The organism is Frigoribacterium sp. CFBP 8766 (assembly GCF_014841435.1).
Taxonomy (GTDB): Bacteria; Actinomycetota; Actinomycetes; order Actinomycetales; family Microbacteriaceae; genus Frigoribacterium.
Window position 1 is genome coordinate 563,465 of record NZ_JACYTX010000001.1, and the last position, 24,447, is coordinate 587,911.

Genomic DNA, 24,447 nt, shown 5'->3' on the forward strand with positions numbered 1-24,447 from the left:
TGACGAGGCCCGGCCCGGCGGCTGTGGAGGAGCCACGGAAGAGGCGCGACGGAGGCGCCTCAGGTGGCCGCGAGGGCCTCGCCGACCGATGCCCGCCTCCTTCGCCCGCCCGCCAGGACGAGGGCGGAGCCGGCGCCGCTGAGCACGAACCCCGCCAGGGTCCACGCCGTGAGCGGCTCGCCGAGCAGCAGGGAGCCGGACGCCGCGGTGGTCGGCGCGACCAGGAACAGCAGCGCGTTCAGGGCGGTCACGCCCAGCCGGCGCAGCAGCCACCAGTAGAGCCCGTAGGCGGCGAGGGTCGGCACCAGGGCGGACAGCACGGTGGCGGCCCAGAACGAGGGCGTCGGAGGCGGCACGAGCGTCCCGGTCGCGGCCGCGAGCACCACGAGCGCCGCGGCCGTCACGCTCACGTGCACCGTCAGCGTCGTGAGCACCGGCAGCTCCGCCCCTCCGCGCCGCTCGACGAGCGTGCCGGCGATGAGGCTCGCCATCGCGAGCGCCGGGAACGCCCAGGCCCACGTCGGCGCGTCCGAGTCCCCGAGCTGCGACCCGACGACGAGCACGACGCCGACCGCCCCGACACCGAGCCCGACCCACTGCGCGCCCCGCACCCGCAGCCCGAGCAGCGGGCCGACGAGGGTGGCGACGACGAGCGGCTGCACCGCGTCGACCAGGGCCGTGCTGCCGGTCGCCACCCCGACGCCGACCGCCGCGTAGACGGGGACGACGTAGCCGAACTGCGCGAGCAGCCCGATGACGGCCTGTCGCCGCAGCTCGACGAGGGGGACCCCGCGCAGTCGTCCGCGGGCGGCGGCCACCACGACGAGCAGCACGGCGAGCGGCAGGAACCGCCAGAGCAGCAGCGTCGTCGCCGGCGCGTCGACGGTGGCGACGGCAGCGATGGTGAAGCCCGAGCTCCACGCGAGGACGAACGCGGCGGCGGCGAGCACCGTGACGGCGCCGGGCACACGGCGCGCCCGGCCGCTCACGAGGTGGTCGAGTAAACCGATCTGTTTAGTCATGCCCTCGACTATACAGATGGGTATAGTCGAGGGCATGGTCGACCTCACCGCGCCCGAGCTGCCCTCCCTCACGCCCGGTGCGCGCCGCCTCCTCGACGCCGCCTCCGACCTCTTCTACGACCGCGGCGTCCACGCCGTCGGCGTCGACACGATCGCGGAGGCGGCCGGCGTCACGAAGAAGACCCTGTACGACCGCTTCGGCTCGAAGGAGGCGCTGGTCGTCTCGTACCTGCAGCACCGCGACGCGAGATGGCGCGCCCACCTCGCCGCCGAGCTGGCCCGCACGCCCGAGCCCGGCCCCGGGCGGGTGCTGGCGGTCTTCGACGCGACGCTCACCTGGGCCGCCGACAACTCGCCCAAGGGCTGCGGCGTGATCAACGCGCGCGCCGAGGTGGGCGGCCCGGACGACGGCGGGCCGGTGCTGCCCGAGCTCACCCGGCAGAAGCGCTGGATGCTCGCACTGGTCGCCGACCTCCTCGCGGAGGCGGGGCTGGGGCGGGGCGACGGCGGCGCCCTCGCGCGGCAGCTGATGCTGCTGCACGAGGGCGCTCTGGTCACGCTCGGGATGGCGACCTTCCCGCAGCCGGTCGAGACGGCACGCGAGCTCGCCGCGGCCCTGCTCGTCGGCGCCCGTCGCCCCTGACCTGCCCGGGCCTCAGAGCACCCCGCCGCGCATCGGGGCGAGGCGTCGCCAGGTGACCGACCGCCAAGCCCACTCCACGGGGCCGTACGAGACGTGCCGCAGCCACAGCCGGCTGAGCAGCGACTGCACCACGAGCAGCGCGGCGCTCGTGACGACCATCGGCAGGTAGCTCGTCATCGTCGACCAGTCGAGGCCCGGCGAGGCCAGCGCAACGAGGGTGAGCGCGACCGACGCGGCCAGGTAGTTCGTGAGGGCCATCCGGCCGAGCGGCTCGAGGGCCGCGGCGAGCAGGGCCCGGGCACGAGTGCGCCAGAGCAGGGCGAGCCCGGTCGCGTAGGTCACGGCGACGACGAGGCCGGTCGAGGCTCCGACGGCGCCGAACGCGGCCTCAGGGCCGCCGACGACCTGCGCGACGGTGCCCGCGATCGAGGCGAGGAGGGCCGTGACGAACACCGCGACCACCGATCGTCCCGGCCGCTCGAGCACCGTGGGGAGCCCGTACGAAGCGGCGGCGGAGCCCAGCAGGAGCAGTCCGGGGACCGTCACGACGCCTCCGCCGAGGACGGCGAACGCGACGATCGTGAGCACGGCGCCCAGGGCCGCGGTCAGCCAGCGAGGGGCGAGCAGCACGACGGGCAGCAGGACGAGGCCGGCGATCGCGTACTCGCGCAGCACGTCACCGGGGAACACGAGCGCGTGCAGCAGGCCGATCCCGAGCAGGGCGGTCAGCCGCAGCGCCAGGGGCAGCCACGGCGATGTCCCGCGACGGCGGGCCGACAGCACGATGAGCTGGAAGCTCAGCCCGAAGAGGAAGCAGAAGATCGGCACGAACCGCTGCTCGACCAGCACGTCGAGCAGGCCGCTGCCCGTGCTCGACGCGAGCTGGTCGGCGAAGTCGTTCGCGGACAGGCCCTCGCCGATGCCCAGCAGGAAGGGGGCGTTCGCGAAGAGGATGCCGCAGAGCGCGAACCCGCGGAGGGCGTCGACGAGTCGCCAGCGGCCCGTCGGAGTCGCCGGGGCGGAGGAGGTCCCCTCACCAGGCAGGGTCGCGACGGTCGCGTCGATGCCGGGACGAACGGCAGGAGCGGCGGGGGAGGCGGGTGAGGAAGCGGAGCGGGTGATCTGTGGCATGTCACCAGCGTCGCGGAGCCCCGCCGCGAACGAGTCGTCCCCCCGGATGACGTCGCCGCGGCGCCGTCGTCCGGGGGGACGAGATCGAGGAGCTGCCTACTTCTCTTCCTGCTTCAGGGCGATGCCGAGGGCGAAGAACGTGGGCGCCCAGTGGCCGATGAAGATGCCCCAGCGGTCCGACTGCGCCTTGTCGTTCGAGTCCTTGCCCTGGGAGGCGAGCCACGCGACGAGCGCGATCACGATGGACGCGAAGCCGCCCCAGTAGGCGTGCTCGCTCTTGACGCCGAGGTCCGAGATGAATTTGACGGGGTTCATGGTGTTCTCCTGCAGGTCGTGGACGATCCGATGACGACAATCCACTCCCTCAGGCTGTGAGCGGCGTGCCAGGTCGGGGTGCAGCTCCGAGTAGGCCCTCGACAGGCGTCCTCGTACCCCGACGCGTACCCCGGTCGACGCCCCGAGGGCGCAGCGGGGCTCGGGGCGTCAGTACTGCAGCAGCGTCGACGTGAAGGTCGCGCCCTCGCCCGTCACGTCCGGGATGACTCCCTGGATCGGGACCCGCACGGAGCCCACCGAGTTGAAGGTGCCGGTGGAGCCCGCGCCGTCGCTGACCGTCGAGGTGAAGACGGCCGACCCCTCCGTCGTGGCCTCGACCTGCCAGCCCTGGCTCGTCCAGTCGCCGATCTCGTAGACGGGCGTCGTCTCGAGCGTCCACTTCTGGTCGGTCAGCGTGTAGCCGGTCGGCTCGTTGAGGATCTGGAAGCTGCAGCCGGCGGGCTTGAGGTCGGGACTGGCGACGCACGCGGCGAGCCACGCGTCGACGGCGGCGCGGGCTGCGGCCTGGCCCGAGTCGGTCAGCGTCGCGACGAGCGTGGCGGGGCTGCCGGTCGAGGAGGCGCCGGTCGCGATCCCGACGACGTCGTCCGCCTCGTAGGCACCCGCCCCGTCGAGCGTGGCGGGGTAGCTGCCGGGGAACGCCCGCAGCTCGACCGTGTCGCCCTCGGCGCCGGCGTGCGGCACCTCGACGCCGGCCGCCGTCACGACGGCGGCGTCGGGCGCGCCGACCTGGACGGTCAGGGTGCCGAGCTCGACGGGCGTGAGCGTCCAGCGGTCGAAGAAGAGGAGGTCGGTGCCGTCCTTCTCGAGGGCGAACTGCTGGTCGTACACGGCACCGCCCTCGCCTCCCTGCTGCACGACGGCGACGACCACGGCCGAGTCGCCGTCGACCCGCGACCCCGACACGTCCCAGCCCGTGACCCCGTCGGTGACGCCCGCGTAGGCGTCGTTCGTGAGGAGCACGTCGTCGTCGCCGACCTCGGTGCCGTCGAGCGACATCGCGCGCTCGACGTCGCCCTGCTGCACGGCCTCGAGGTACGCGACGGCCGCGGCCTCCGGCCGGTGCGTGGCGGCCGTGCGGCCCACCACGACGGCGGCGACGACGCCGAGGGCGAAGAGCACGACGGCCCCGCCGAGCAGCAGCGTGCGGCGTCGGCTCCAGCCGCGACGCCCGCTCGGCGACGGCGACGGCGAGGGGGACGGAGACGACTCGCGCTGCGGTCCCGGCGTCGGCCCTCCGCTCGCCCCCGGTGCGGTCTGGCCCTCGGCCTGCGGCAGTGCGTCGTCGCTCATCTGGTCCCCCTGGTCAGTCGTGACCGGCCAACACTACCGCCGCCCTCGTCGGCGCCACGGGCACCTGCACGGTGAGGGGCTCGCCGCTGCCGAGGTGCACGAGCGCCCGCCCGGGGACGACCCGCGACGACACCATCGACCGTGTCACCCGGACGCCGACGAGGTCGCCGTCGAGGGTCGCCTGCGGGCTGAGCAGCGCCCCGCGGCGGTTCTTCTTCGCCTCGACCTGCCAGCCCGAGAAGCCCGCGCAGAGACCGTTCGCGTTGCCGCCCAGCACGAGCGCGCGACGGTGGTCGGCCGCCGACTGCACGAACGAGCGGAGCCACTGCTTCGCGCTGACGTCGAGCAGCAGCTCGCCGTCGTCGACGACGAGGGCCACCGGCCTGCCGTCGGGCGCGAGCAGGGGAGCGAGGTCGTCCTCGACGAGGTCCGAGCCGGTCAGCACGCCCCGGACGCCGGGGTGCCCGGCCAGCCCGCGGAGGGGCGAGGGGCGAGGGGCCGCGACGACGATCTCGGTGCCGGCCCGCAGCAGCGACTCGGCGATGGTGAGCAGCATCGTGCTGCGGCCGCTGCGCGACGGGCCGGCCACGACGAAGGTCGGGGCGTCCGCCTCGAGGTCGATGCCCTGCGCCGTCATCTCGTCGCCGCCCACGCCGACGAGGGCCCAGAGCGGTCGGCTCGCGTCGGCGCCGGCGAGCTCGAGCGCCGCGTCGAGGTCGAGCTGGCTCGGCAGGTCGTCCACCCGCAGGGGGGAGGTGCGGCGGAGGCCCCGCGGCTCGACCGCCTGCAGGCGCTCGGCCAGCGCGCGCACGGCCGCCACCTGCGCCTGCCCGCTGACGTCGTCGCCGAGCACGCCGACCTGCACCTCGACGCCGCTGCCGGAGCGGAAGCCCCGGCCCGCGCCGATCTCGGCGGGCAGCGTCTTGTGGTCGATCGTCGCGAGGCTGTAGTCGAGCCGGTCGGTGAGCCGCAGCACGACCTTGTCGTCGGTGAGCACCGCCATCCGGCTGGTCAGCAGCGACCGGTCGCCCGAGATGACGAGGTGCAGGCCCGCGCCGGCCCCGTCGCGGAGCATCGCCTGCACCGAGTCGGTCAGCCGCCCGCCGTCGAGCTCGCCGAGGGTGCCGACGAAGTTCTCCCACCGGTCGATCAGCACGAGCACGTGGGGCAGCCGGTCCCCGGGCGCGGCCGTGGCCCGTTGCTCGGCGATGTTCGCGACGCCGGCGGCCCCGATCACCTCGTGCCGCCTCCCCATCTCCGCGACGAGGCGGTCGATCAGCCGGGTCGACCGCTCGAGCTGGGTGCGCTGCGCGATCGCGCCCGTGTGCGGGAACCCGGACAGCGACGTGATGCCGCCGTTGCCGCAGTCGAGGCCGTAGAGGTGCAGGTCGTCGCTCGACACCGCGGAGGCGGCCGCCGCGGCGATGCTCCGCAGCGCCTGCGAGCGGCCGGAGCCGGGGGCGCCCACGACGTAGAGGTGCCCGAGCTGGTCGAGGTCGATCGTCGCGGCGCGCTGCTCCTGCCGGTCGGGCAGGTCCTCGGTGCCCCAGCGGAAGGCGAGGGGCGCACCCTGGCCGGCCCGCGCCTCCGGCGGGACCAGGTCGAGCGGCACGACGGCCTCGAGGGGCGGCAGCCACGGGCTGCGCTGACGGCCGAGGCCCGACAGCTCCGTGGCCCGGCGGAGGGCCCCGACGAGCACGGTGAGGTCGGTCTCGACCGCGGTCGCCCCGGTGGCGGGCCTGGTCGGCAGGGCGAGCGCGGCGTCGCGCCAGTCGAAGAGGCGGACGAACGGGGGAGCCGTCGTGCCGTCGCTGTCGAGGGCGCTCCGCCCGCCCACGCGCGCCGACTGGAAGGGCACGACCGACGAGTGCCCGAGGCGCGCGTAGGCACGGCCGGGCAGCGACTTGGCGATGCGCGCCGCGTCGGGCACGTCGATCACGTCCGAGCTCTCGCCCGTGTCGGTCATGCGCAGGGCCACCCGCAGGTTCGTGTTCGCGCGGATCTCGGGGCTGATCACGCCCGACGGCCGCTGCGTCGCGAGGATGAGGTGCACGCCGAGCGACCGGCCGCGCTGGGCGATGCCGACGAGCCCGCTGACGAAGTCGGGCAGCTCCTTCGCCAGGGCGGCGAACTCGTCGATGACGATCAGGAGGCGCGGCAGGCGCTCGCCGAGACCGCCGCGGGCCAGGTGCTCGTCGTGGTCCTCGACGTCCTTCGCGCCCGACGCGGCCAGCACGTGCTCCCGCCGCGTCAGCTCGGACCGCAGCGACCGCAGCGCGCGCTCGACGAGGTGGCTGTCGAGGTCGGTGACGAGGCCGACCGTGTGCGGCAGGTCGGCGACGGCCGCGAACGCCGCGCCTCCCTTGTAGTCGACGAGCACGAACGTCATGGCGTCGGGCCGGTTCTCGACGGCCAGCGACGCGACGAGCGTCTGCAGGAACTCGGACTTGCCCGACCCGGTGGTGCCCGCGACGAGGCCGTGAGGGCCGTCCGAGACCATGTCGATCGAGAACGGGCCGTCGATCGAGACCCCGACGACCGCCGAGGTCGAGGCCCCGCCGTCGCGCCGCCAGCGCTCGGCGAGCAGCTCGCCGGTGGGGTGCTCGAGGCCGAGGACGGGCAGCAGCGCCGCCGAGTCGGGCACGAGGCCTGCGGTCTCGCTCGAGCTGAGGTCGCGGATCGGCGAGAGGTCGCGCGCGACGTCGTCGTACCAGTCGTCGACGACGAGGTCGGCCAGCACGTCGTCGAGGTCGGCCCGGCCCTGCTCGCGCACCGTCAGCCGCGTGTCGGCGTGCTGCACGACGGTCGCCGTGCACTCCTCGGGCAGCTGCCACTCCTCGGCGTCGAGGCAGACGACGCGGATCCCGTGCTCGGGCCCGTCGCGCAGCAGCCCCACGACTCCCGGCATGGCGCGCAGGCGTCGGGCACCGTCGAGCACCACGACGTACTCGGGCGAGAACCGGGCCGGGCGGGAGGAGTGCGACGCCGTCGACGCCGCACGCCTCTCCTGCAACACGAGCGAGAGCTCGGCCAGGCGCCGGCCGATGGTCTCGCCGTCGGCGCCGATCGCCGCCAGGGCGTCGTCGCCGTCGCCCGGGCGTGCGTGCGGCAGCCAGGTCGTCCACTCCCAGGCCGGCAGGGACGCCACCGACGTGAGCACCACCAGCCGCACGTCGTGCGGGCTCTGGGCGACCGCGAGCTGGCCCACCAGCCAGCGGCCGAGGAGGCGCGGGCGGCTCCCGGCACCGGCCACGCCCAGCACGCCGGTGCGGGCCAGCGACAGCACGACGGGCACCTGCCGCGTCGTGCCGGTGGCCGTGCTCCGCTGGTCGGTCGAGCGCTCGTCCTGGATCTCGACCGTGCTCGGCAGGTCGGCCGTGCCGACGCGGACGTGCAGGTGGTCGGGGTCGGTCGGGCGGCGCTCCCAGAGCCGGTGCGTGGGCACCCGGGCCGCGGTGCGCAGCTCGGCCGCGTCGGCGGCGCGCGACCGCCGACGATCGCGCTCGGCGTCGATCGAGTCGTCGACCCAGCCCTCGATGCGCGCCACGAGCTCGCGGTGCTCGGCGAGGGCCTTGCCGTGGCTCTTCTTGCCGTTGCGGCGGTTCGTCACCGTCGTGCCGATCATCATGATCGGCGACATGAAGGCGAACATCAGGTAGAACGCGTGCTGGAACGCCACGGCCATCACGATCCCGAAGACCGCGGGCACGGCCGCCATGATCCAGGGCAGGGGCGAGCGCTGCGGCGGGGCGGGCACCCGGGGGATCACGTACTTCACCGGCGGCGTCGGGGGCAGCAGGCGCGGCGGGCGGTTGTAGTCGACCCAGCCCGAGTCGGGCGCGCGCAGCAGCACGACGTCCGGGACGGTCGCGGGCAGCGCGGCGAGCACGGACTCGCCGAGGCGCAGCCGGGCCTCGGGCGGCCACGGCGTCCACTCGTCCGTGAGCGGCTCCTCCTCGAGCAGGGCCGGGGCGGCCGCGCCGCCGACGCCCTCTGGCAGCACGGCACGCACGCGGACGGCCGCGTCGAACGAGACGTCGACCTCGGCGACGGCGGGCAGGTCGGCGACGCCGGTGACCAGGTCCCCGTCGGGGTCGACGGCGAGGAGGGTCCGTCCGACGACGAGCGGAGCAGAGCGGCCGGCTCCGACGCCGCCGACGAGGCGCAGGTCGACGACGCCGGGGGCGGCACGGCCGGGAGGCACGGAGCCGACGTGCAGGAGCGCCCCGTCGAGCAGGCCGCTCGTCGCGAAGGTCGCCTGCTCGTCGACCCCCTCGGGCATCCGCGAGACGGTGCCGACCTCGCGGCCGATCGCGTCGAGCACGAGCGCGAGCGGCGTCTCGCCGGGGGCGTCGACGACGAGGTCGGAGCGCGTCCCGGCGACGTCGTCGGAGACGGTGAGGACGACCCTCATCGGGTCGGCACGGCGTCGCCCGGGCGGGCGGCGCCTCCTCGGCTCGTGTCGCGCCGACGGCCGACCGGGGCCGTCCCCGGGGCGACCGGCAGGGAGGGCACGGGCGGCGACGACGGAGCGCCCTCGGCGGCCGACCGCGGCAGCCCGGCCGGCACGGCCACGGCGTCGTGGCCGTTCAGCGCGACGTCGACCCAGCGCAGCTCGCCGACGGCGTCGCCGACGAGCGTGCCGTCGCGCCGCGCAGTGAGCTGCCAGCGCACCTGGTCGTGGCGGGCGAGGAGGACGACCCCCCAGCCGTTCTCGGGTCGCTCGAGGGCGGAGCGGAGGGCGGTCCAGGCCGAGGCCGAGGGCACCTCCGAGAGGAACAGCACCCCGGAGGAGGCGCCCGTCACGACGACGTCGAGGGCGTCGTCGAGCGACAGCAGGGCACCGGCCGCCACCTCGTCGTCGCGGACGCCGACGCGCAGCACCGCCGTCGACCGGCTCCAGGGCGAGGTGGCGAGCTGGTCGGCGATCCGGCAGGCGACGGCCAGGCGGGCGGACCGGTCGCCGTCGATCCCGAGGACGCCGTGCAGCGCGTGCAGCCCGACGAGCACACGGCCCTCGGCGGACGACCCGAGCGCGACGACCGTCGCGAGCCCCTCGGGGCGCCGCAGCGGCAGCGCCTCGAGCTGCACCAGCTCGACGGGGGCCGACCAGCGGCGGCCGTCGCGGCTGGTGCTCCACGGAGCCGGGGGCGCGACGGTGGGCGTGACGAGGTCGACGTCGATCCGCTCGAGGCCGACCACGACGCGGGCGAGCCCGGGGAACACCACGTGCTCGCGTTCGCACGACGCGAGCAGCACGCGCAGCGCGCGGTCGGCGGCCCAGGTCGCCGAGGGGTCGCCGCGCACGTCGTCGGCCCAGGCGACGGCCTCGACCTTGACCACCCGGCGCGACGCGACCCAGACCGGGATCGTGAACGCGAGCACCGCGACCGTCAGCAGCACCGCCACCGTGAGGGCGAGGTCGCCGAACGGCTCGAGCATCGGGGGCAGGTCGACCGCGAGGGCCGTGGCCGTGACCGCGCCGACGACCGTCACCGCGCCTCCTCGGCGGCGGCGACGGCGAGCTCGACCGGGGTCGGGTCCTCGCCCGGCACGTCGGTCCAGCGGAACGTGGTCATGATCGAGTCGAACAGCTCGACGAGGGCGTCGGCGAGGCGCTCGCTCGGCTCGTCGCCGTAGACGGCCGACCAGGTCAGCACGACCCAGCGCCCCGGCCGGTGCGGCACCGAGATCGTGTAGACGACGCGCCTCGACCAGGTGCGCTCCCACGAGCCCTCGGCCTGGTCGGAGGCGATCGTGACGGCCGTGCGGGCGGCCGCGGCACCGTCGACGTCGCGCAGGCCGTCGAGCTGGCCGGCGTCGCTCAGCAGGTCGGCGACGATGCGCACCGGCTCGGTCTCGGACTCGTCGTCGACCTCGGCCTCGCTCAGGCTGACGGGCAGGGCGAACCCGTCGATCGACGCGGGCAGGTAGACGGCGTTCGCGCCGGCCCGCCCTGCCTCCTCGACCGCGTCGGTCAGTCGTCGACGCAGCTGGCGCCGCAGCGGCTCGGCGCTGTCGCGGGGCAGGTCGTCGGGCAGCGCCTCGCGCACGATCCGGTCGACCTCGCGGGTCAGCTCGGCGGTCTTCTCGGCACGCGCCGGCAGCCGGGCCCAGCCGGCCGGCAGGGCCAGGGCGAAGGAGGCGGCGGGCGCCGCCGTGGGGGAGGTCGCCGTGGTCATCGGCTCGTCTCCTGCAGGTCGTCGGCCCGGTCGACGAGGCGCACGTGCCCGGCCAGCTCGACGAGGGCCGGCGTCTGGAGCGGCACGAGCCCCAGGTCGGTGCTGCGCCACGTGGCGGTGACGTCGAGGCCGTCGCGTCGCGCGGCGGCGGTCACGGTGACCCAGACGCGGCCCTCGAGGTCGAGGTCGAAGCGGGTCACGACGACGCCGGGGCCGACGTCGTCGGGCAGGTCGTCGATGAGGGGCGCCTCGAGCGGCGAGCCGCCCCGGGCACGGCCGAGCTCGAGCAGGTCGGGGGCGTCGGCGCCGGTCAGGCCCGCGTCCACGACGACGGGCAGCGGCCAGGCGCCCGGCACCGAGAACCCGGCCGCCAGGCGCGAGCCGTCGCCGAGCGTGGCCGCCATGGCGAGCAGGCCGTCCAGGGCGGCCTCGACGTCGACGTCCGGGGGAGTCACGCCGCCGGTGCGGTCGACCTCGGCCGAGAAGGCGAACAAGGTCGCGGCCGCCTCCCGCCAGGGGCCCGACGCCATGTCGGCGGGCGGAACGATCAGCCACGCCGGCGGATCGACGTCGACGACCAGCACGGGGCCGGTCACAGCTTCTCCGCCTCGGCCTCGGCGACGGACGGCGTGCCGCCGGGGAAGTTCGCCTTGGCGTCCTCCCAGCCGGCCCAGCGTGCGATGTCCGGGCCGATGCCCGTGGGGTTCGCCCCGAGGCTGAAGGCGGTGCTGCCCCAGCCGAAGACCTTCGACCCGCCCGTGAAGTAGATCAGGCCCTGGGCGCTCTGCAGCGACTTCAGGTCGATGCCGCTGAGCTTGGCCTTGGTCGCGATCTCCCCGAGGCCCTTCAGCCCGTCGACGCCGATGACCTTGTCGAGCTTGGGGATCATGTCGGCCCGCCACTCGCTGACCGTCTTCGCATCGAACTTCCAGATGTCCTTGTACTCGCGCAGGTTCCACCAGTTCGGCTTGATCTCGCCGAGGTCGGTGGCCTTGTGGATCGCGACCGCGTTCTCGCGCATCTCCTTCAGCCGGGTCGGCAGCTCCTTGAGCTGCTTGATCGCGTCGTCGATGCTCGTCTTGCCGTCGAGCGCGGCGTCGAAGATCTCCTTGCGACGAGCTGCCTGGTTCGCCGTGAACCTCATCGCCTCGAAGGCGTTCTTCGTGACGTTCGTCGTGGTGGCGGCGCCGCCCTTGCCGATCATCGCGATCTTCTTGAGGCTCGTCGCCTTCGTGATGAGCGCCCCGGCGCCGAGCGACAGGATGCCGACGCCGGCCATGATGACCGAGACCCACGAGGCGTCGCCCATCGCCGCCTGGGCGATCGTCGCGGCGAAGGCCACGCCCGCGGTCACCGCCCCCATGAGCGCGACGAAGCCGAGCCCGGGGATGAGGATCGCGATGACCGCCAGGGCGATCCCGATCCAGGTCAGCACCTTGATCAGGATCGCGAGGAACTTCTTGAAGAAGGCGCGGATCTTGTCGCCGAGCGTGTCGTGCAGCCCGTCCTTCCACGCGCCCCTGATGGTCGAGGAGGCGGCGTGCCCGGCCGCGTCGAGGTCGGCCTGGGCGCGGCGGAGGTGCGCGATCGCAGCGGCGGAGGCGCCCTGGGCCGAGTCGAGCGCGGCGTCCTTGGCGCGTCCGGCGCCCTCCTCCTCGCTGGTGAGCGGCGGGGCGTCCTTCGGCCGGTCCTCGCGGGGGTCGGCCATCCCGGTCGCCTGCGACATCGAGTCGCGGGCGGCCACCGCCTCCTGCAGGGCCGAGGCCGACTCGGCCAGGCCGTGCTCGAGCTGGGGCAGGTACGACCGCAGCGCGTCGCGGACGGCGTCGTAGCGTCCGGACATCTGCTCGAGGGAGGCGCCGACGGCCTTGCTCTTCTCGCGCACCTTGTCGGCGCCCTGGCCCTTGAAGTGCGTCTCGTCGCCCTCGCCGATGCGCTTGAGGACGTCGGCCTGCTCGTGGATGGTGCGGGCCATGTCGTCGTAGAAGGTCGCGAGGACCTTCACCTGGTCGACGTCGGCGGACATCGGGTCGTCGTTCTCGTGCAGCAGCGACCACTCGCCGGGACGCGCGCCCATCAGACGGTCTCCGTGCTGATGCTCTTCGCCATCTCGCCGTCGGCCTCGTCCCAGGTCTCGCTCATCTCGACGAGCTTGTCGTGCAGCTTCGAGACGTCGTCCTTGATCTTGGTGCGGTGGATCTTCCAGTCGCCGCTGAAGGCGCCCATCGCCTTGTTCAGGTCCTTCTGGCCGAAGATGTCGTGGTTCTCGTCACGACCCGACATCTGGTCGCCCAGTTCGTCGCGCACGCGGGCGAGGGAGTCGATCGAGGTCTTGAGGGCCTCTCCGTCGACGATGAGGTCTGGCATGGGGCGTCCGTTCGTGGGGCAGGGCGAAGGAGGTGGGGCGAGGGGGAACGCCGCGGTCCCGCCCCGCGACGGGAGCGGGACCGCGGCGACGCGCTACTTGAGCGCCTTGGCCAGCTCGGAGTCCGTCTGCTCGAGCGCCTCCGCGGCGCTGTTGAGGTACGAGCTCATGCCTTCGAGGCCCTGGATGGTCTTCGTGGCGCCGTCGTTGAACTCCTGGTACGAGGTGCCGAAGGCGACCGACGACTGGTCGGTGACGTAGCCGCCGCTGATCAGGCTGTCGACCTGCGCCTTGAGCTCGCGGAGCTTCGACTCGATGTCGGCCTCGCCGTTGGTCAGGCGGGTGGCCGCGTCGCGCATGTCGCCGTAGGTGACGTTCAAGTTGGGCATGGTGCTCCTCGGGGTCGTCTTCCGTGTGGTCGCCCGGGCGGTGTCGGCCGGGCGTGATCGGTGGCCCGCCGGGGCGAGCCGAGATCGAAGCTAGGGGCCGACGGCCCCCGATCGGGGGCCGGTCACACAGTGTTAATCTCGACGACCGAACGACCTGGTGCGCTACCGGGGCCCGTACTCACGGGCATCGCGTGCGTGACCGGCGTTTATTGCGCAGTGCGCACGAAGTTGCACAGAATTGTGAAGGAGTCGCAGTTCACCCCGCCGTTCACCCGGATCGGGGTACGTCCGAGTGCGTGATCCGACGGGTCAGCGCGAGAGCGTGTACTGCACGTCGACGGCGTGGTCGACGAACCCGCGTGCCGCGTAGAGCCGCAGCGCGGCGGCGTTGTCGCCCTCGACGTAGAGGGCGGCGGTGCTGACGCCCCTGTCGAGGAGGCGGGCGAGGCCGGCGTCGACCACCGCGCCTCCCAGGTGCTCGCCCTGGTGCTCGGGGCTGACGGCGACGGCGTAGAACTCGCCCGGCTGGTCGGCCTCGAGCTTGAGCCAGCAGGAGGCCAGCAGCTCGTCGCCCCGCCACAGCAGCAGCAGGTCGCCGGCGTCGAACCAGTCGTCCGCCTTGCGGGCGTCGAGGTCGGCCTGGCTCAGCGAGCCCTGCTCGGGGTGGTCGGCGAAGGCGCGGGCGTTGAGGTCGAGCCAGGCCGCGTCGTCGTCGCCGGGCCGGAAGGCGGCGATGCGGTCGCCGTCACGGAGGCGCGGCGTGCGTCGCTCGACCGGCGCGCGCTGCTGGAGCAGCCGCCGCGTCTCGACGAGCCCGAGCTGCGCGGCGAGGGCGCGGGCGCCGGGGTGGTCGCCGTGCGCCCAGAAGGCGAGCGGGCCGGTCGTCTCGTCGACGACGCGACGGGCGAGCGCCGAGCCGAGCCCGCGTCGCCGGTGGTCGGGGTGCACCACGAGCTCGACCTCGCCGGGTCGGAGCACCGCGGCCGCGTGCTCGTCGCCGAGCAGCCGCGCCTGGCCCGTCCGGGCCTCGACGAGCGCCTGGTCGTTCACCGGCGGGCTGCCGTCCACGGCCTGGGCCGCCCGCGCCAGCGACTCGAGGCCGGCAGCGTCGAGCTCGGCCGGCTCGGGCACGGAGGTCATCGGACGACCGCGCCCGGCTCGTCGTCGTACACGTTGAAGCGGTAGCCCACGTTGCGCACCGTGCCGATCAGCGACTCGAGGTCGCCGAGCTTGGCGCGGAGGCGACGCACGTGCACGTCGACCGTGCGCGTGCCGCCGAAGTAGTCGTAGCCCCACACCTCGCTCAGCAGCTGCTCGCGCGTGAAGACGCGGGAGGGGTGCGTGGCGAAGAAGCGGAGCAGCTCGAACTCCTTGAAGGTGAGGTCGAGCGGCCGGCCGTGCACCTTGGCCGAGTAGCTGGCCTCGTCGATGACCACGCCGGACGCGTGGATCTTCGAGCCCGTCTGCGACTGCGCCAGGCGACCGACCACGAGGCGGATCCGGGCGTCGACCTCGGCCGGGCCCGCGGTCTCGAGGACGACGTCGTCGGCGCCCCACTCGTGGTTCACGGCCGTGAGGCCGCCCTCGGTCAGCACCAGCACGAGCGGCACGGTGACGCCGGTCGTGCGGAGGATCTTGCAGAGCGACTTCGCGCTGGCCAGGTCGACGCGGGCGTCGACGAAGATCAGGTCGCTCGACGGCGCGTTGACGAGCTGGGCGGGCTCGGCCGGGATCTGCCGCGTACGGTGGCTGAGCAGGGCGAGTGCGGGGAGCACGTCGGAGGAGCCGGCAGAGGTCAGGACCAACAGCTGTGCCACACGGACCTCCAGTGAATGTACTGTCGAACAGCCTAGGTCAAGGGCGACGACCGCCCGGACCACCCCGACCACCCCGATGCTAGAGCAGGGCGGCAGGTCACGAACGAGGGACGACCCCAGTGAGCACAGCACCCGACAGCACCCCGAGCCGCCTCGCGCGCCTCAAGCCGGTGACCATCGTCCCCGTCTGGCTCTTCGCCCTCGTGGCCGGCGTCGTCATCGCGGTCACCACCACCGGCGACGAGCACTACACGTGGCTGTCGCTCGCCCTGGGCGGCTCGATCCTCCTCACGTTCGTCCTGCAGCTCGCGACGAGCGAGAAGGACGGGCTGGTCTCGCGCACGATGCTCGCGCTGTGCGGCAGCCTCGTGCTCCTGGCGCTCACCACGGGGGTCGTCGCGCTGCTGCGCTGACCGCAGGTCGTTCGACGCTGCTCGCACCGCGCCTCCTGCGCCTGTCCATCTCGTCGCCCCCCGGGTAGGCTCGGGGCATGGATTCCTTGCTCGCCCTCGAGATCTTCTACATCGGGCTCCTCGGCCTCGCGTCGCTCGCCATCGCGTTCGTCTCCGTCGTCGTGCTGGTCAAGCTGTTCAAGGGACAGCGCTAGACCCGTGATCGACATCCCCACCGACCTGCCGGCCGAGCTCGTCCCGCTGTCGTGGCTGATCGGCGTCTGGGAGGGCACCGGCGTCGTCGACTACAAGATCGGCGACGGCGACCCCGACGCTCCCGTCGACGGCAAGCCGCCCGCCGTGCGCCGCACCCACGAGTTCGGACAGCGCGTCAGCTTCAGCCACGACGGCGCGCCCTGGCTCAACTACAGCTCGTTCTCGTGGGAGCTCGACGACGAGCGCACCCCGCTGGCGAGCGAGACCGGCTTCTGGCGCCTCGAGCGGCCGGCCGAGGTCGGCGACCGCGGCCCCGGCATGCTGCCCGGCCAGGGCGTCGCTCCCTACTCGACCGCCCAGACCGTCGAGATCCTCCGCCGCCCCGACGACGGGTTCGGCCTCGAGGTCCAGCTCGTGCACCCCACCGGCGTCAACGAGCTCTACCTCGGCCGCGTCAAGGGCCCGCGCATCGACCTGTCGACCGACGCGGTGCTCCGGTCCAGCAACGCGAAGGAGTACTCGGCGGCGACCCGCATGTACGGCCTCGTCGAGAACGACCTGCTCTGGGCCTGGGACGTCGCGGCCCTCGGCCAGGAACTGCGCACGCACGCGTCGGGTCGGCTGGCCCGCGTTGGCTGACGCCGACCAGGTCCCCGCCGTCGTCTCGCCGTTCTCCGGCCGCGACGGCTTCGTCGGCGACGGCACCGGCGTGGCGGCGCACTACGGCACCCCGGTCGCCGAGCAGCGCGCCCTGGCCGCCGGCACGGCGATCGTCGACCTCTCGAGCCGGGGCGTCCTCACCGTCAGCGGCCCCGACCGGCTCACCTGGCTGCACTCGCTGACGAGCCAGAGCCTCACCGGCCTCGCCCCCGGCGACTCGACCGAGACGCTCCTGCTCGACGCCAACGGTCGCCTCGAGCACGCGGCGCGGGTCGTCGACGACGGCGAGACGACCTGGCTGCTCGTCGACCTCCCCGAGGCCGAGCCCCTGCGCGCCTGGCTCGACCGGATGCGCTTCATGCTCCGCGTCGAGGTGGCCGACCGCACCGCGGACGTCGCGACGATCGGCTCGCTCGGCGACGTCGCGCTGCCGGTCCCCGTGCTCGCCCCCGCCGGCGTCCCGGTCGTCTGGGTCGACCCGTGGTCCGAGGTCGCCGTCGGCGGCCACTCGTACGCCGACGCCGAGGCCCACCCCGGTCGCGAGTGGACGGCCCGCGAGACGCTGGTCGCGCGGTCCGACCTCGACGCGCTCGCCGCCTCCTCGGTGCCCGCCGCGGGCACGCTCGCGCTCGAGGCCCTGCGCATCGAGGCCTGGCGCCCGCGCCTCACGACCGAGGTCGACGAGCGCAGCATCCCGCACGAGCTCGACTGGATGCGCAGCGCCGTGCACCTCGCCAAGGGCTGCTACCGCGGCCAGGAGACGGTCGCCAAGGTGCACAACATCGGGCACCCGCCGCGGCGCCTCGTGATGCTGCACCTCGACGGCAGCGACTCGGTGCTGCCCGTGCACGGCGACCCGGTCGTGCTCGCCGCCGACACCGGCCGCGAGGTCGGCCACGTCACCTCCTCCGCCGTGCACCACGAGCTCGGCCCCATCGCCCTCGCGCTGGTCAAGCGCACCACCGACGAGACCGCCCCGCTCGCGGTCCTCTCGGCCGACATCGTCGTCGCCGCCTCCCCGCAGACGATCGTGCCGGCCTCCGCGGGCGCCTCAGCCGGGGTGCCCCGGCTGCCGCGCCTGGGGGCCGTCCGCCGCTAGCCGTCGTGGCGCGGCTCGACGTCCGGGCCTCGGCGCGGCGCACGGTCACGGCGCTGCCCGCGATCGTGCAGATCGTCGTCGCCGTCACCGCGTCGTACTCGATCGCGCACTACGGCCTCGGCCACGCCGTGCCCCTCCTGGCCGTCACCATCACCATCTCGTCGCTGGGCCTCGCGCGGGACGCCCGGCCGAAGGTCGTGCTCGAGAACGCCGTCGGGATCCTGATCGGCATCGCCCTGAGCGAGGTGATGCTGCTCGCGCTCGGCAAGGGCCTCTGGCAGGTGGCCGTCGTGCTGCTCGTGGTGCTCGCGGTCGCGCGGTTCGCGTCGCCGAGCGCGGGCTTCGCCGCCGCGGCCGCGACCCAGGCGATGCTCGTCATGCTGCTGCCCGACCCCGACGGCGGCCCGTTCGTCCGCAGCATCGACGGCGCCGTCGGGGGAGCCGTGGCGCTGGCCGTCACCGCGATCGTGCCGCGTGACCCGATCCGCCTCGTCCGCCTCGACGCCCGGATGCTCTTCGCCGAGCTCGCCGCGGCCTTCGCCGCGCTGGTCGAGGCGCTCCGCACCGACGACGTCCGCCGGGCCGACGAGGCGCTGCGCCGCCTCCGGTCGACCCAGCCGCTGCTGGACGACTGGGCCTCGACGCTCGAGTCGGCCGTCTCGATCTCCCGGCTGTCCCCGTTCCTCCGCTCGCGCCTCCCCTACCTGCGGCAGCAGCAGGAGCTGCGCCAGGACGTCGACCTCGCCGTCCGCAACCTCCGCGTCATCGCCCGGCGCATCGACACCGCGGTCGGCGACGGGAGGGACCGCCTCGGCCTCGCCGACGTGCTCGAGAGCACGGGCCGCGCGGTGGCCGTGCTGGGCGAGTCGGTCGACGACGTCGAGCGGGTGCCGGTCGCGCGCGACGCCCTCAGCGCGGTGGCGGGCCGGCTCGACCCGGCGGTCGTCGCACCCGGGTCGCCCGTCACCGAGTCGATGGTGGTGCTGATGATGCGGCCGCTCGTGATCGACCTGCTGATGGCGACCGGGCTCGACCACGCCGAGGCCCGGCGGCGGCTCGCGCCCGTCTGACGCTCAGGCGCGCGGCGCCACCGCGGCCCAGGGCAGCGTGAGCTCGCCGAGCCGCCAGCGCGTGCGGCCGTGCCGCACGGGCCAGCCGCCCGCCCGGAGGCCCTCGACGGTCGCGACCCAGCGCTGCACCGGCCCGTAGACCGACAGCGGCGCCGCGACGGCCCACGCGCGGTCGAGGTCGACGAGCAGGTCGTGCACCCGCTCGCCGGGGACGTTGCGGTGGATCAGCGCCTTCGGCAGCCGCTCGGCCACGATCGAGGGCAGCTCGAGCGAGGCCAGCCGCAGCGAGATCGTCAACGTGCGGGGCCCCTCCTCGTCGACGTCGACCCAGCTCGAGACGCGGCCGATCTCGTCGCAGGTCCCCTCGACGAGCACGCCCCCCGGCTGCAGGCGCGACGTCATCAACGCCCAGGAGGCGGCGACCTGCGACTCGTCGTACTGGCGCAGCACGTTGAACGCCCGGATGACCGCAGGCCGACGGCCGCCGTCGAGCGGCACCTCGAAGCCGCCGAGCCGGAAGCTGACGCCCGGCCGCGCCGAGAGCTGCGCCCGCCGCACGCGCTCCGGCTCGATCTCGATGCCCACGACCTCGACGTCGGGACGGGCCCGCAGGAGGCGCTGGTGCAGCTCCAGGGGAGTGGTCGCGCTCGCCCCGTACCCCAGGTCGACGACGAGCGGGTCGTCGGCGCGGCGCAGCGCCGGGTGGGCGGCGATCCAGCGGTCGACCCGACGGAGGCGATTGGTGCCGGTGGTGCCGCGGGTGACGGATCCGACGGGCATGCGCCAAGTCTCGCACCGGGGCGCAGCGATACGCTGGAGGCATGACTTCGACGCTCATCCTCCTGCGACACGGCAACAGCGAATGGAACGCCAAGAACCTCTTCACGGGATGGGTCGACGTGCGGCTCACCGAGCAGGGGCGCGCCGAGGCCAAGCGCGCCGGCGAGCTGCTGCGCGAGCACGACCTGCTGCCCGACATCCTCTACACGTCGCGCCTGACCCGCGCCATCCAGACTGCCGACATCGCGCTGGAGGAGGCCGACCGCCTCTGGATCGACGTGAAGCGCTCCTGGCGTCTCAACGAGCGCCACTACGGCGCCCTCCAGGGCAAGGACAAGGCCCAGACCCTCGAGCAGTACGGCCCCGAGCAGTTCCAGACCTGGCGCCGCTCGTTCGACGTGCCGCCGCCCCCGCTCGACGACGACAGCGAGTTCTCGCAGGCCCACGACAAGCGGTACGCCGAGCTCGGCATCGACGCGCCGCGCACCGAGTCGCTCGCCCTCGTCATCGAGCGGATGATCCCCTACTGGGAGAGCGACATCACCCGGAGCCTCGCGGCCGGCGACGTCACGCTCGTGGTCGCGCACGGCAACTCGCTGCGCGCGCTCGTGAAGCACCTCGACGGCATCAGCGACGACGAGATCTCCGAGCTGAACATCCCGACGGGCATCCCGCTCGTCTACGAGCTCGACGACGACTTCCGCCCCACCAGCCCCGCGCGCTACCTCGACCCCGAGGCCGCCGCCGCCGGAGCCGCGGCCGTGGCGAACCAGGGCAAGAAATAGCCCCGCTCCGCCCCGTCACGACGAGGCCCGCCCTGCTCCGCGCAGGTGCGGGCCTCGTCGTGCCTAGACGAACTGCTCGCTGATCTCCATCACGAGGGCGTCGACGTCGACCGGGGTGCTCGTGTCGACGCGCAGCACGGGCCACTCGCGCAGCGGCGCGGCAGCCTCGGCCCACTCGGCCCACGACGCGCGGGTGGACTCGACGGTGCCGTGCGCCGGGTGGCGACCGCCGGCGGCGAGCCGGTCGACGACGCGCTGCAGGGCCACGTCGGGGTCGACGTCGCACCACACCTCGAGCGTGCGCGGCGAGCCTGCCCGCGCGACCCCGGCCCGGGCGAGCTCGAGGTCGCGCGGCCGGTGCCAGAACGAGTCGACGACCACGCCGGCCTCGACCTCGGCCGCCATCGACCAGACCGTGTCCATCGCGATGGAGCCGAGCGCCTCGGGGGCGATCATCGGCCCGGCCAGGTCGGCCAGCGCCTCCTTGATCGGGTCCCCGGCCAGGAGGGGGCAGCCCAGCACCCCGGCGAGCGTGGCCGAGAGGGTGGTCTTGCCCGAGCCGGGAAGACCGTTGACGAGGATCGCGACGGAAGCCATGCCCCCATCCTCTCGCGCGATCCAGGAGGTGCCGGCCGGCACCTCCTGAACCGTGCACGACTCAGGACTCACGGCACCTGAGTTACGCGATTCAGGACCGATGTTCCTGAATGAGGAGAGACGGAGGGCCGATCAGGCCTCGGGGGCGACCCAGTCGCCGGTGGCCAGGTACTGGACCTTCTTGGCGATCGACACCGCGTGGTCGGCGAAGCGCTCGTGGTAGCGCGACGCGAGGGTCGAGTCGACGGTGTCGACGGCGGCGCCCTTCCAGGTCTCGCCGAGGACCTTGTCGAAGACGCTGAGGTGCAGCTCGTCGATGCGGTCGTCGTCGTTGCGGATCTCCTCCGCGAGGCGGACGTCCTCGGTCGTGAGCAGCTCGGTCAGCTTGCGCGCGATCGCGACGTCGAGCTCGCCGAGCTCCTTGAAGGTGGGGCGCAGCGACTTCGGCACGACCTTCTCCGGGAACCGGTAGCGCGCCAGCTGGGCGATGTGCTCGGACATGTCGCCCATCCGCTCGAGCGACGAGCTGATGCGCAGCGCGCTCACGACGATGCGCAGGTCGCGGGCGACGGGGTTCTGGCGGGCGAGGATGTCGATCGCGAGCTCGTCGAGCGCGATGGCCCGCTGGTCGATCTGGTCGTCGTCGGCGATGACCTTCTCGGCCAGGGTGACGTTCGACTCGTTGAAGGCGGTGGTGGCGTTGTCGATCGAGATCGCGACGAGGCCTGCGATCTCGACGAGGCGCTCCTGCACCTCTTGCAGCTCCTGCTGGAATACCTCGCGCATGTGGTGATGGGACCTCTCGTGGTGTCGGGGCGGGTGTGCGCCCGTGCCGCAGACGACGTCGCCCGCACATTCCAGACGACTCTCTCGGGTGGAGGTTAACGACTGGTGCCCAGCGACTGAACAGTCACCAAAGTACAGCGGATGGGCAGGGGGCGGTCGATCCGGCCCCCGGCTGTTCACTAAAGTCGACCGCATGGACTCCGCCTGGCTGGTGCCGGCGTCGCTGCTCTTCGGCGCCGTCGTGGGTGCGGCGATCGTGCTCGTCGTCGTGGCGGCGCAGCACCGAGCCGCGCGCGTCGCGGCCCTGGTCGACAGCACCCTGCCCGACGGCATCGACGCGGTGCTCGACGCCCTCGAGTCCGCCGGCATGGTGGTCGACCCGTCGGGCAACGTCCTCAAGGCGTCGGCGGCGGCGACCCAGCTCGGGCTCGTCTCGGCGCAGCACCACCTCGTCCACCCTGAGATGGAGGCCATGGTCGGCCGGGTGCGCCACGAGGGCGAGCCGCAGGAGGCGCAGCTCACCCTCGCGCGCCTCCCCGGTTCCGAGGCCACGATCCAGCTCGGCGTCCGGGCGGCGGCCCTGGGCGGCCGCTACGTGCTCGTGCTCGCCGAGGACCACACCGAGGGCCGACGCCTCGACGACATGCGCCGCGACTTCGTGGCCAACATCAGCCACGAGCTCAAGACCCCCATCGGTGCCGTCGGCCTGCTCGCCGAGGCGCTCGACGCCGCCTCGGCCGACCCCGACCGGGTGCGCCACTTCGCGGGCCGCCTCACGCAGGAGGCCGACCGGCTCGGGCGCCTGACGCAGGACATCATCGAGCTGTCGCGCCTGCAGGCCGTCGACGCCCTCGGGGCGTCGCAGACCATCGACCTGCGGTCGGTCGTCGACACCGCCGTCGACCGCAACCGCGTCGTCGCCGAGGCGCGGTCCGTCGAGCTCATCGTGCGCGGGGGCAAGAGCGCGAAGGTGCTCGGCGACGAGGCCATGCTCGTCACGGCCGTCGACAACCTGGTCGCGAACGCCATCGCGTACTCGCCGGACGGCTCGCGGGTGGGCATCGGCCTCGCCTCGGGCGGCGACGGCTCGGTCGAGGTCGCCGTCACCGACCAGGGCTTCGGCATCCCCGAAGAAGAACTGGAGCGCGTCTTCGAGCGCTTCTACCGAGTCGACCCGGCACGCTCGCGACGCACCGGCGGCACCGGGCTCGGCCTCGCCATCGTCAAGCACGTGGTGCAGAACCACGGCGGCGACGTGCGCGTCTGGTCCCAGGTCGGCAGCGGGTCGACCTTCACCGTCCGTCTGCCCCAGGTCGAGACCCGTCCTGAGACCCGCAGCGTCCCCATCCCGGTCACCACACGAGGAGACACCGATACCCGATGACCACCCACATCCTGATCGTCGAGGACGAAGAGTCGCTCAGCGAGCCCCTGGCGTTCATCCTCGAGCGCGAGGGCTACCGCGTCACCGTGGCCGACGACGGCCCCTCGGCCCTGGCCGCCTTCGACAAGACCGGTGCCGACCTCGTGCTGCTCGACCTCATGCTCCCCGGCATCCCGGGGACCGAGGTCTGCCGGGTGCTGCGCTCGAAGTCGCAGGTGCCCATCGTCATGCTGACGGCGAAGGACAGCGAGGTGGACATCGTCGTCGGGCTCGAGCTGGGCGCCGACGACTACGTCACGAAGCCGTACTCGACGCGGGAGCTGCTCGCCCGCATCCGCGCCGTGCTGCGCCGCCGGGTCGACGACGACGACGACCTCGCCGACGGCGTGCTCGAGGCGGGCGACATCAGGATGGACGTCGAGCGGCACGTCGTCACCGTCCGCGGCGAGGACGTAGCGATGCCCCTCAAGGAGTTCGAGCTGCTCGAGCTGCTGATGCGGAACGCCGGCCGCGTGCTGACCCGCGGTCAGCTGATCGACCGCGTCTGGGGCTCCGACTACTTCGGCGACACGAAGACCCTCGACGTGCACATCAAGCGCATCCGCTCGAAGATCGAGCCGGTGCCGTCGGAGCCGAAGGCGCTCGTCACGGTGCGCGGGCTCGGGTACCGCATCGAGGCCTAGCGCCCCGTCGCCGCGACGACACGTCGTGGGGCCACACGAGAGAGGCCCGGCCCCCGCGTCTGCGGGGCCGGGCCTCTCTCGTGTGGCCGCTGTGCTGCGGCAGCCGGGGCTAGCGGTCGGCGGTGGCCGACGGGCTGGGCTCCGCCTCCTGGACGTCGCTCTCGGGCAACGGGGTCGACGTCTCGCCGGGCTCGACCGCCTCGCCGCTCGGCGTCGGGGTGGGGAGCAGCGTCGCGTACTCGGGCAGGGCGCCGGTCAGGACGGGCACCTGGAGCATCTTGCCCGTCTCGGTGCCGTACTGGACGAACACCGGCAGCAGCTGGCCGGGGGTGACGTCGAGGTCGGTCATGACGAACTGGTCGACGTCGGTGCTCGTGCCGCGGTCGACCTGCGAGCGGGCCTCGACCTCGACGGTCTGCGTCTCGTCGCCGGACTCGGTCTCGTACTGGAACGACACCTCGACCGCGTCGTCGCTCTCGTTGATGACGGTCATCACGAGGCTGGCCTCGGCGCCGTCGTCGGTCAGGGCGATCGCGTTGCGGACCTTGACGTCGCCGACCGTGATGCTCGTGCCGTCGCTCGCGTCGTAGATCTTGGTGGTGCGCTGGGGGCTGATGAAGTTGCAGCCCGCGACCAGGGTCACGACGGCCAGGGCGGTCGCGGTGACGGCGGCCCCGCGGGAGAAGCGTCGCGCACGGGCGACCGTCGAGTTCGTCTCGAGCACAGGTCCGACTCGCACGGGTGACCTCCAGGTTCCAGTTCACGGCAAGGGTTCTCGTCTAGCCTAGGCGATGCCGTGCACCCCGGCTTGTCAGGC

Annotated in this window: 25 protein-coding genes; 8 read left to right on the forward strand and 17 right to left on the reverse strand. The window is 73.7% G+C overall.

Annotated elements, in window-relative coordinates; translation table 11 throughout:
- Window positions 1–59: 59 nt before the first annotated feature.
- Window positions 60–1,022: a DMT family transporter gene (locus IFT90_RS02720; RefSeq protein ID WP_192040862.1), complete on the reverse strand. Its 963-nt coding sequence runs from the start codon at window positions 1,020–1,022 to the stop codon at window positions 60–62.
- A gap of 34 nt (window positions 1,023–1,056) precedes the next feature.
- On the opposite strand from IFT90_RS02720, the gene IFT90_RS02725 reads away from it, so the two are divergent.
- Entirely contained in the window at window positions 1,057–1,665 is a 609-nt protein-coding gene (locus IFT90_RS02725; RefSeq protein ID WP_192040863.1) for a TetR/AcrR family transcriptional regulator, read from the forward strand.
- Window positions 1,666–1,677: 12 nt separating this feature from the next.
- Here IFT90_RS02725 and IFT90_RS02730 read toward each other — a convergent pair whose 3' ends face one another.
- The 12 genes from IFT90_RS02730 to IFT90_RS02785 form a co-directional block, all read right to left on the reverse strand.
- Window positions 1,678–2,796, reverse strand: coding sequence for a DUF418 domain-containing protein (locus tag IFT90_RS02730; RefSeq protein WP_192040864.1), 1,119 nt, complete (start codon window positions 2,794–2,796; stop codon window positions 1,678–1,680).
- A 96-nt stretch (window positions 2,797–2,892) separates the two neighbouring features.
- A complete protein-coding gene (locus tag IFT90_RS02735; RefSeq protein WP_123547843.1) occupies window positions 2,893–3,111 on the reverse strand; it encodes a hypothetical protein in 219 nt (72 codons plus the stop codon).
- A 168-nt stretch (window positions 3,112–3,279) separates the two neighbouring features.
- Complete coding sequence (locus IFT90_RS02740) at window positions 3,280–4,425, reverse strand: hypothetical protein (RefSeq protein ID WP_192040865.1); 1,146 nt, start codon at window positions 4,423–4,425, stop codon at window positions 3,280–3,282.
- A gap of 13 nt (window positions 4,426–4,438) precedes the next feature.
- Complete coding sequence (locus IFT90_RS02745) at window positions 4,439–8,839, reverse strand: FtsK/SpoIIIE domain-containing protein (protein WP_192040866.1); 4,401 nt, start codon at window positions 8,837–8,839, stop codon at window positions 4,439–4,441.
- Window positions 8,836–9,921, reverse strand: coding sequence for a hypothetical protein (locus tag IFT90_RS02750; RefSeq protein WP_192040867.1), 1,086 nt, complete (start codon window positions 9,919–9,921; stop codon window positions 8,836–8,838). The genes IFT90_RS02745 and IFT90_RS02750 overlap by 4 nt, the downstream gene beginning before the upstream one ends.
- Entirely contained in the window at window positions 9,918–10,607 is a 690-nt protein-coding gene (locus tag IFT90_RS02755; protein ID WP_192040868.1) for a hypothetical protein, read from the reverse strand. Before IFT90_RS02755 ends, IFT90_RS02750 begins: the two co-directional genes overlap by 4 nt.
- Window positions 10,604–11,203 (reverse strand): hypothetical protein, encoded by a 600-nt coding sequence (locus IFT90_RS02760; RefSeq protein WP_192040869.1) that lies wholly within the window; start codon window positions 11,201–11,203, stop codon window positions 10,604–10,606. The genes IFT90_RS02755 and IFT90_RS02760 overlap by 4 nt, the downstream gene beginning before the upstream one ends.
- Window positions 11,200–12,684 carry a hypothetical protein gene (locus tag IFT90_RS02765; RefSeq protein WP_192040870.1) on the reverse strand — a complete coding sequence of 495 codons (1,485 nt, stop codon included), beginning with the start codon at window positions 12,682–12,684 and terminating at the stop codon, window positions 11,200–11,202. Before IFT90_RS02765 ends, IFT90_RS02760 begins: the two co-directional genes overlap by 4 nt.
- Complete coding sequence (locus IFT90_RS02770; RefSeq protein ID WP_192040871.1) at window positions 12,684–12,974, reverse strand: hypothetical protein; 291 nt, start codon at window positions 12,972–12,974, stop codon at window positions 12,684–12,686. The genes IFT90_RS02765 and IFT90_RS02770 overlap by 1 nt, the downstream gene beginning before the upstream one ends.
- 93 nt (window positions 12,975–13,067) lie before the next feature.
- Complete coding sequence (locus IFT90_RS02775; RefSeq protein ID WP_133738336.1) at window positions 13,068–13,361, reverse strand: WXG100 family type VII secretion target; 294 nt, start codon at window positions 13,359–13,361, stop codon at window positions 13,068–13,070.
- Window positions 13,362–13,670: 309 nt separating this feature from the next.
- Window positions 13,671–14,501 (reverse strand): mycothiol synthase, encoded by an 831-nt coding sequence (gene mshD, locus IFT90_RS02780; RefSeq protein ID WP_192040872.1) that lies wholly within the window; start codon window positions 14,499–14,501, stop codon window positions 13,671–13,673.
- Window positions 14,498–15,178: a winged helix-turn-helix domain-containing protein gene (locus IFT90_RS02785; protein ID WP_123547852.1), complete on the reverse strand. Its 681-nt coding sequence runs from the start codon at window positions 15,176–15,178 to the stop codon at window positions 14,498–14,500. Before IFT90_RS02785 ends, mshD begins: the two co-directional genes overlap by 4 nt.
- 119 nt (window positions 15,179–15,297) lie before the next feature.
- Here IFT90_RS02785 and IFT90_RS02790 point away from each other — a divergent pair, with 119 nt between their 5' ends.
- From IFT90_RS02790 to IFT90_RS02805, 4 genes are all read left to right on the forward strand, one after another.
- Complete coding sequence (locus IFT90_RS02790; protein WP_192040873.1) at window positions 15,298–15,591, forward strand: hypothetical protein; 294 nt, start codon at window positions 15,298–15,300, stop codon at window positions 15,589–15,591.
- A gap of 198 nt (window positions 15,592–15,789) precedes the next feature.
- Entirely contained in the window at window positions 15,790–16,425 is a 636-nt protein-coding gene (locus IFT90_RS02795; RefSeq protein ID WP_123547854.1) for an FABP family protein, read from the forward strand.
- Window positions 16,418–17,545 (forward strand): folate-binding protein YgfZ, encoded by a 1,128-nt coding sequence (locus IFT90_RS02800; RefSeq protein WP_192040874.1) that lies wholly within the window; start codon window positions 16,418–16,420, stop codon window positions 17,543–17,545. Before IFT90_RS02795 ends, IFT90_RS02800 begins: the two co-directional genes overlap by 8 nt.
- 5 nt (window positions 17,546–17,550) lie before the next feature.
- Window positions 17,551–18,615, forward strand: coding sequence for an FUSC family protein (locus IFT90_RS02805; protein ID WP_192040875.1), 1,065 nt, complete (start codon window positions 17,551–17,553; stop codon window positions 18,613–18,615).
- A 3-nt stretch (window positions 18,616–18,618) separates the two neighbouring features.
- Here the strand turns inward: IFT90_RS02805 and IFT90_RS02810 are convergent, their stop codons facing one another.
- A complete protein-coding gene (locus IFT90_RS02810) occupies window positions 18,619–19,395 on the reverse strand; it encodes a class I SAM-dependent methyltransferase (RefSeq protein ID WP_192040876.1) in 777 nt (258 codons plus the stop codon).
- Window positions 19,396–19,436: 41 nt separating this feature from the next.
- Here IFT90_RS02810 and IFT90_RS02815 point away from each other — a divergent pair, with 41 nt between their 5' ends.
- Entirely contained in the window at window positions 19,437–20,180 is a 744-nt protein-coding gene (locus IFT90_RS02815) for a phosphoglyceromutase (RefSeq protein ID WP_192040877.1), read from the forward strand.
- A 63-nt stretch (window positions 20,181–20,243) separates the two neighbouring features.
- Here IFT90_RS02815 and IFT90_RS02820 read toward each other — a convergent pair whose 3' ends face one another.
- Together IFT90_RS02820 and phoU are read right to left on the reverse strand one after the other, a co-directional pair.
- Window positions 20,244–20,777, reverse strand: coding sequence for an AAA family ATPase (locus IFT90_RS02820; protein WP_192040878.1), 534 nt, complete (start codon window positions 20,775–20,777; stop codon window positions 20,244–20,246).
- Between the two features lie 132 nt (window positions 20,778–20,909).
- Window positions 20,910–21,563, reverse strand: coding sequence for a phosphate signaling complex protein PhoU (phoU, locus tag IFT90_RS02825; protein WP_192040879.1), 654 nt, complete (start codon window positions 21,561–21,563; stop codon window positions 20,910–20,912).
- A 193-nt stretch (window positions 21,564–21,756) separates the two neighbouring features.
- Here phoU and IFT90_RS02830 point away from each other — a divergent pair, with 193 nt between their 5' ends.
- A complete protein-coding gene (locus IFT90_RS02830; RefSeq protein ID WP_192040880.1) occupies window positions 21,757–22,947 on the forward strand; it encodes a cell wall metabolism sensor histidine kinase WalK in 1,191 nt (396 codons plus the stop codon).
- Window positions 22,944–23,630, forward strand: coding sequence for a response regulator transcription factor (locus tag IFT90_RS02835; RefSeq protein ID WP_123547862.1), 687 nt, complete (start codon window positions 22,944–22,946; stop codon window positions 23,628–23,630). The genes IFT90_RS02830 and IFT90_RS02835 overlap by 4 nt, the downstream gene beginning before the upstream one ends.
- Window positions 23,631–23,739: 109 nt before the next feature.
- Here the strand turns inward: IFT90_RS02835 and IFT90_RS02840 are convergent, their stop codons facing one another.
- Window positions 23,740–24,369: a hypothetical protein gene (locus IFT90_RS02840; protein ID WP_192040881.1), complete on the reverse strand. Its 630-nt coding sequence runs from the start codon at window positions 24,367–24,369 to the stop codon at window positions 23,740–23,742.
- Window positions 24,370–24,447 lie beyond the last annotated feature (78 nt).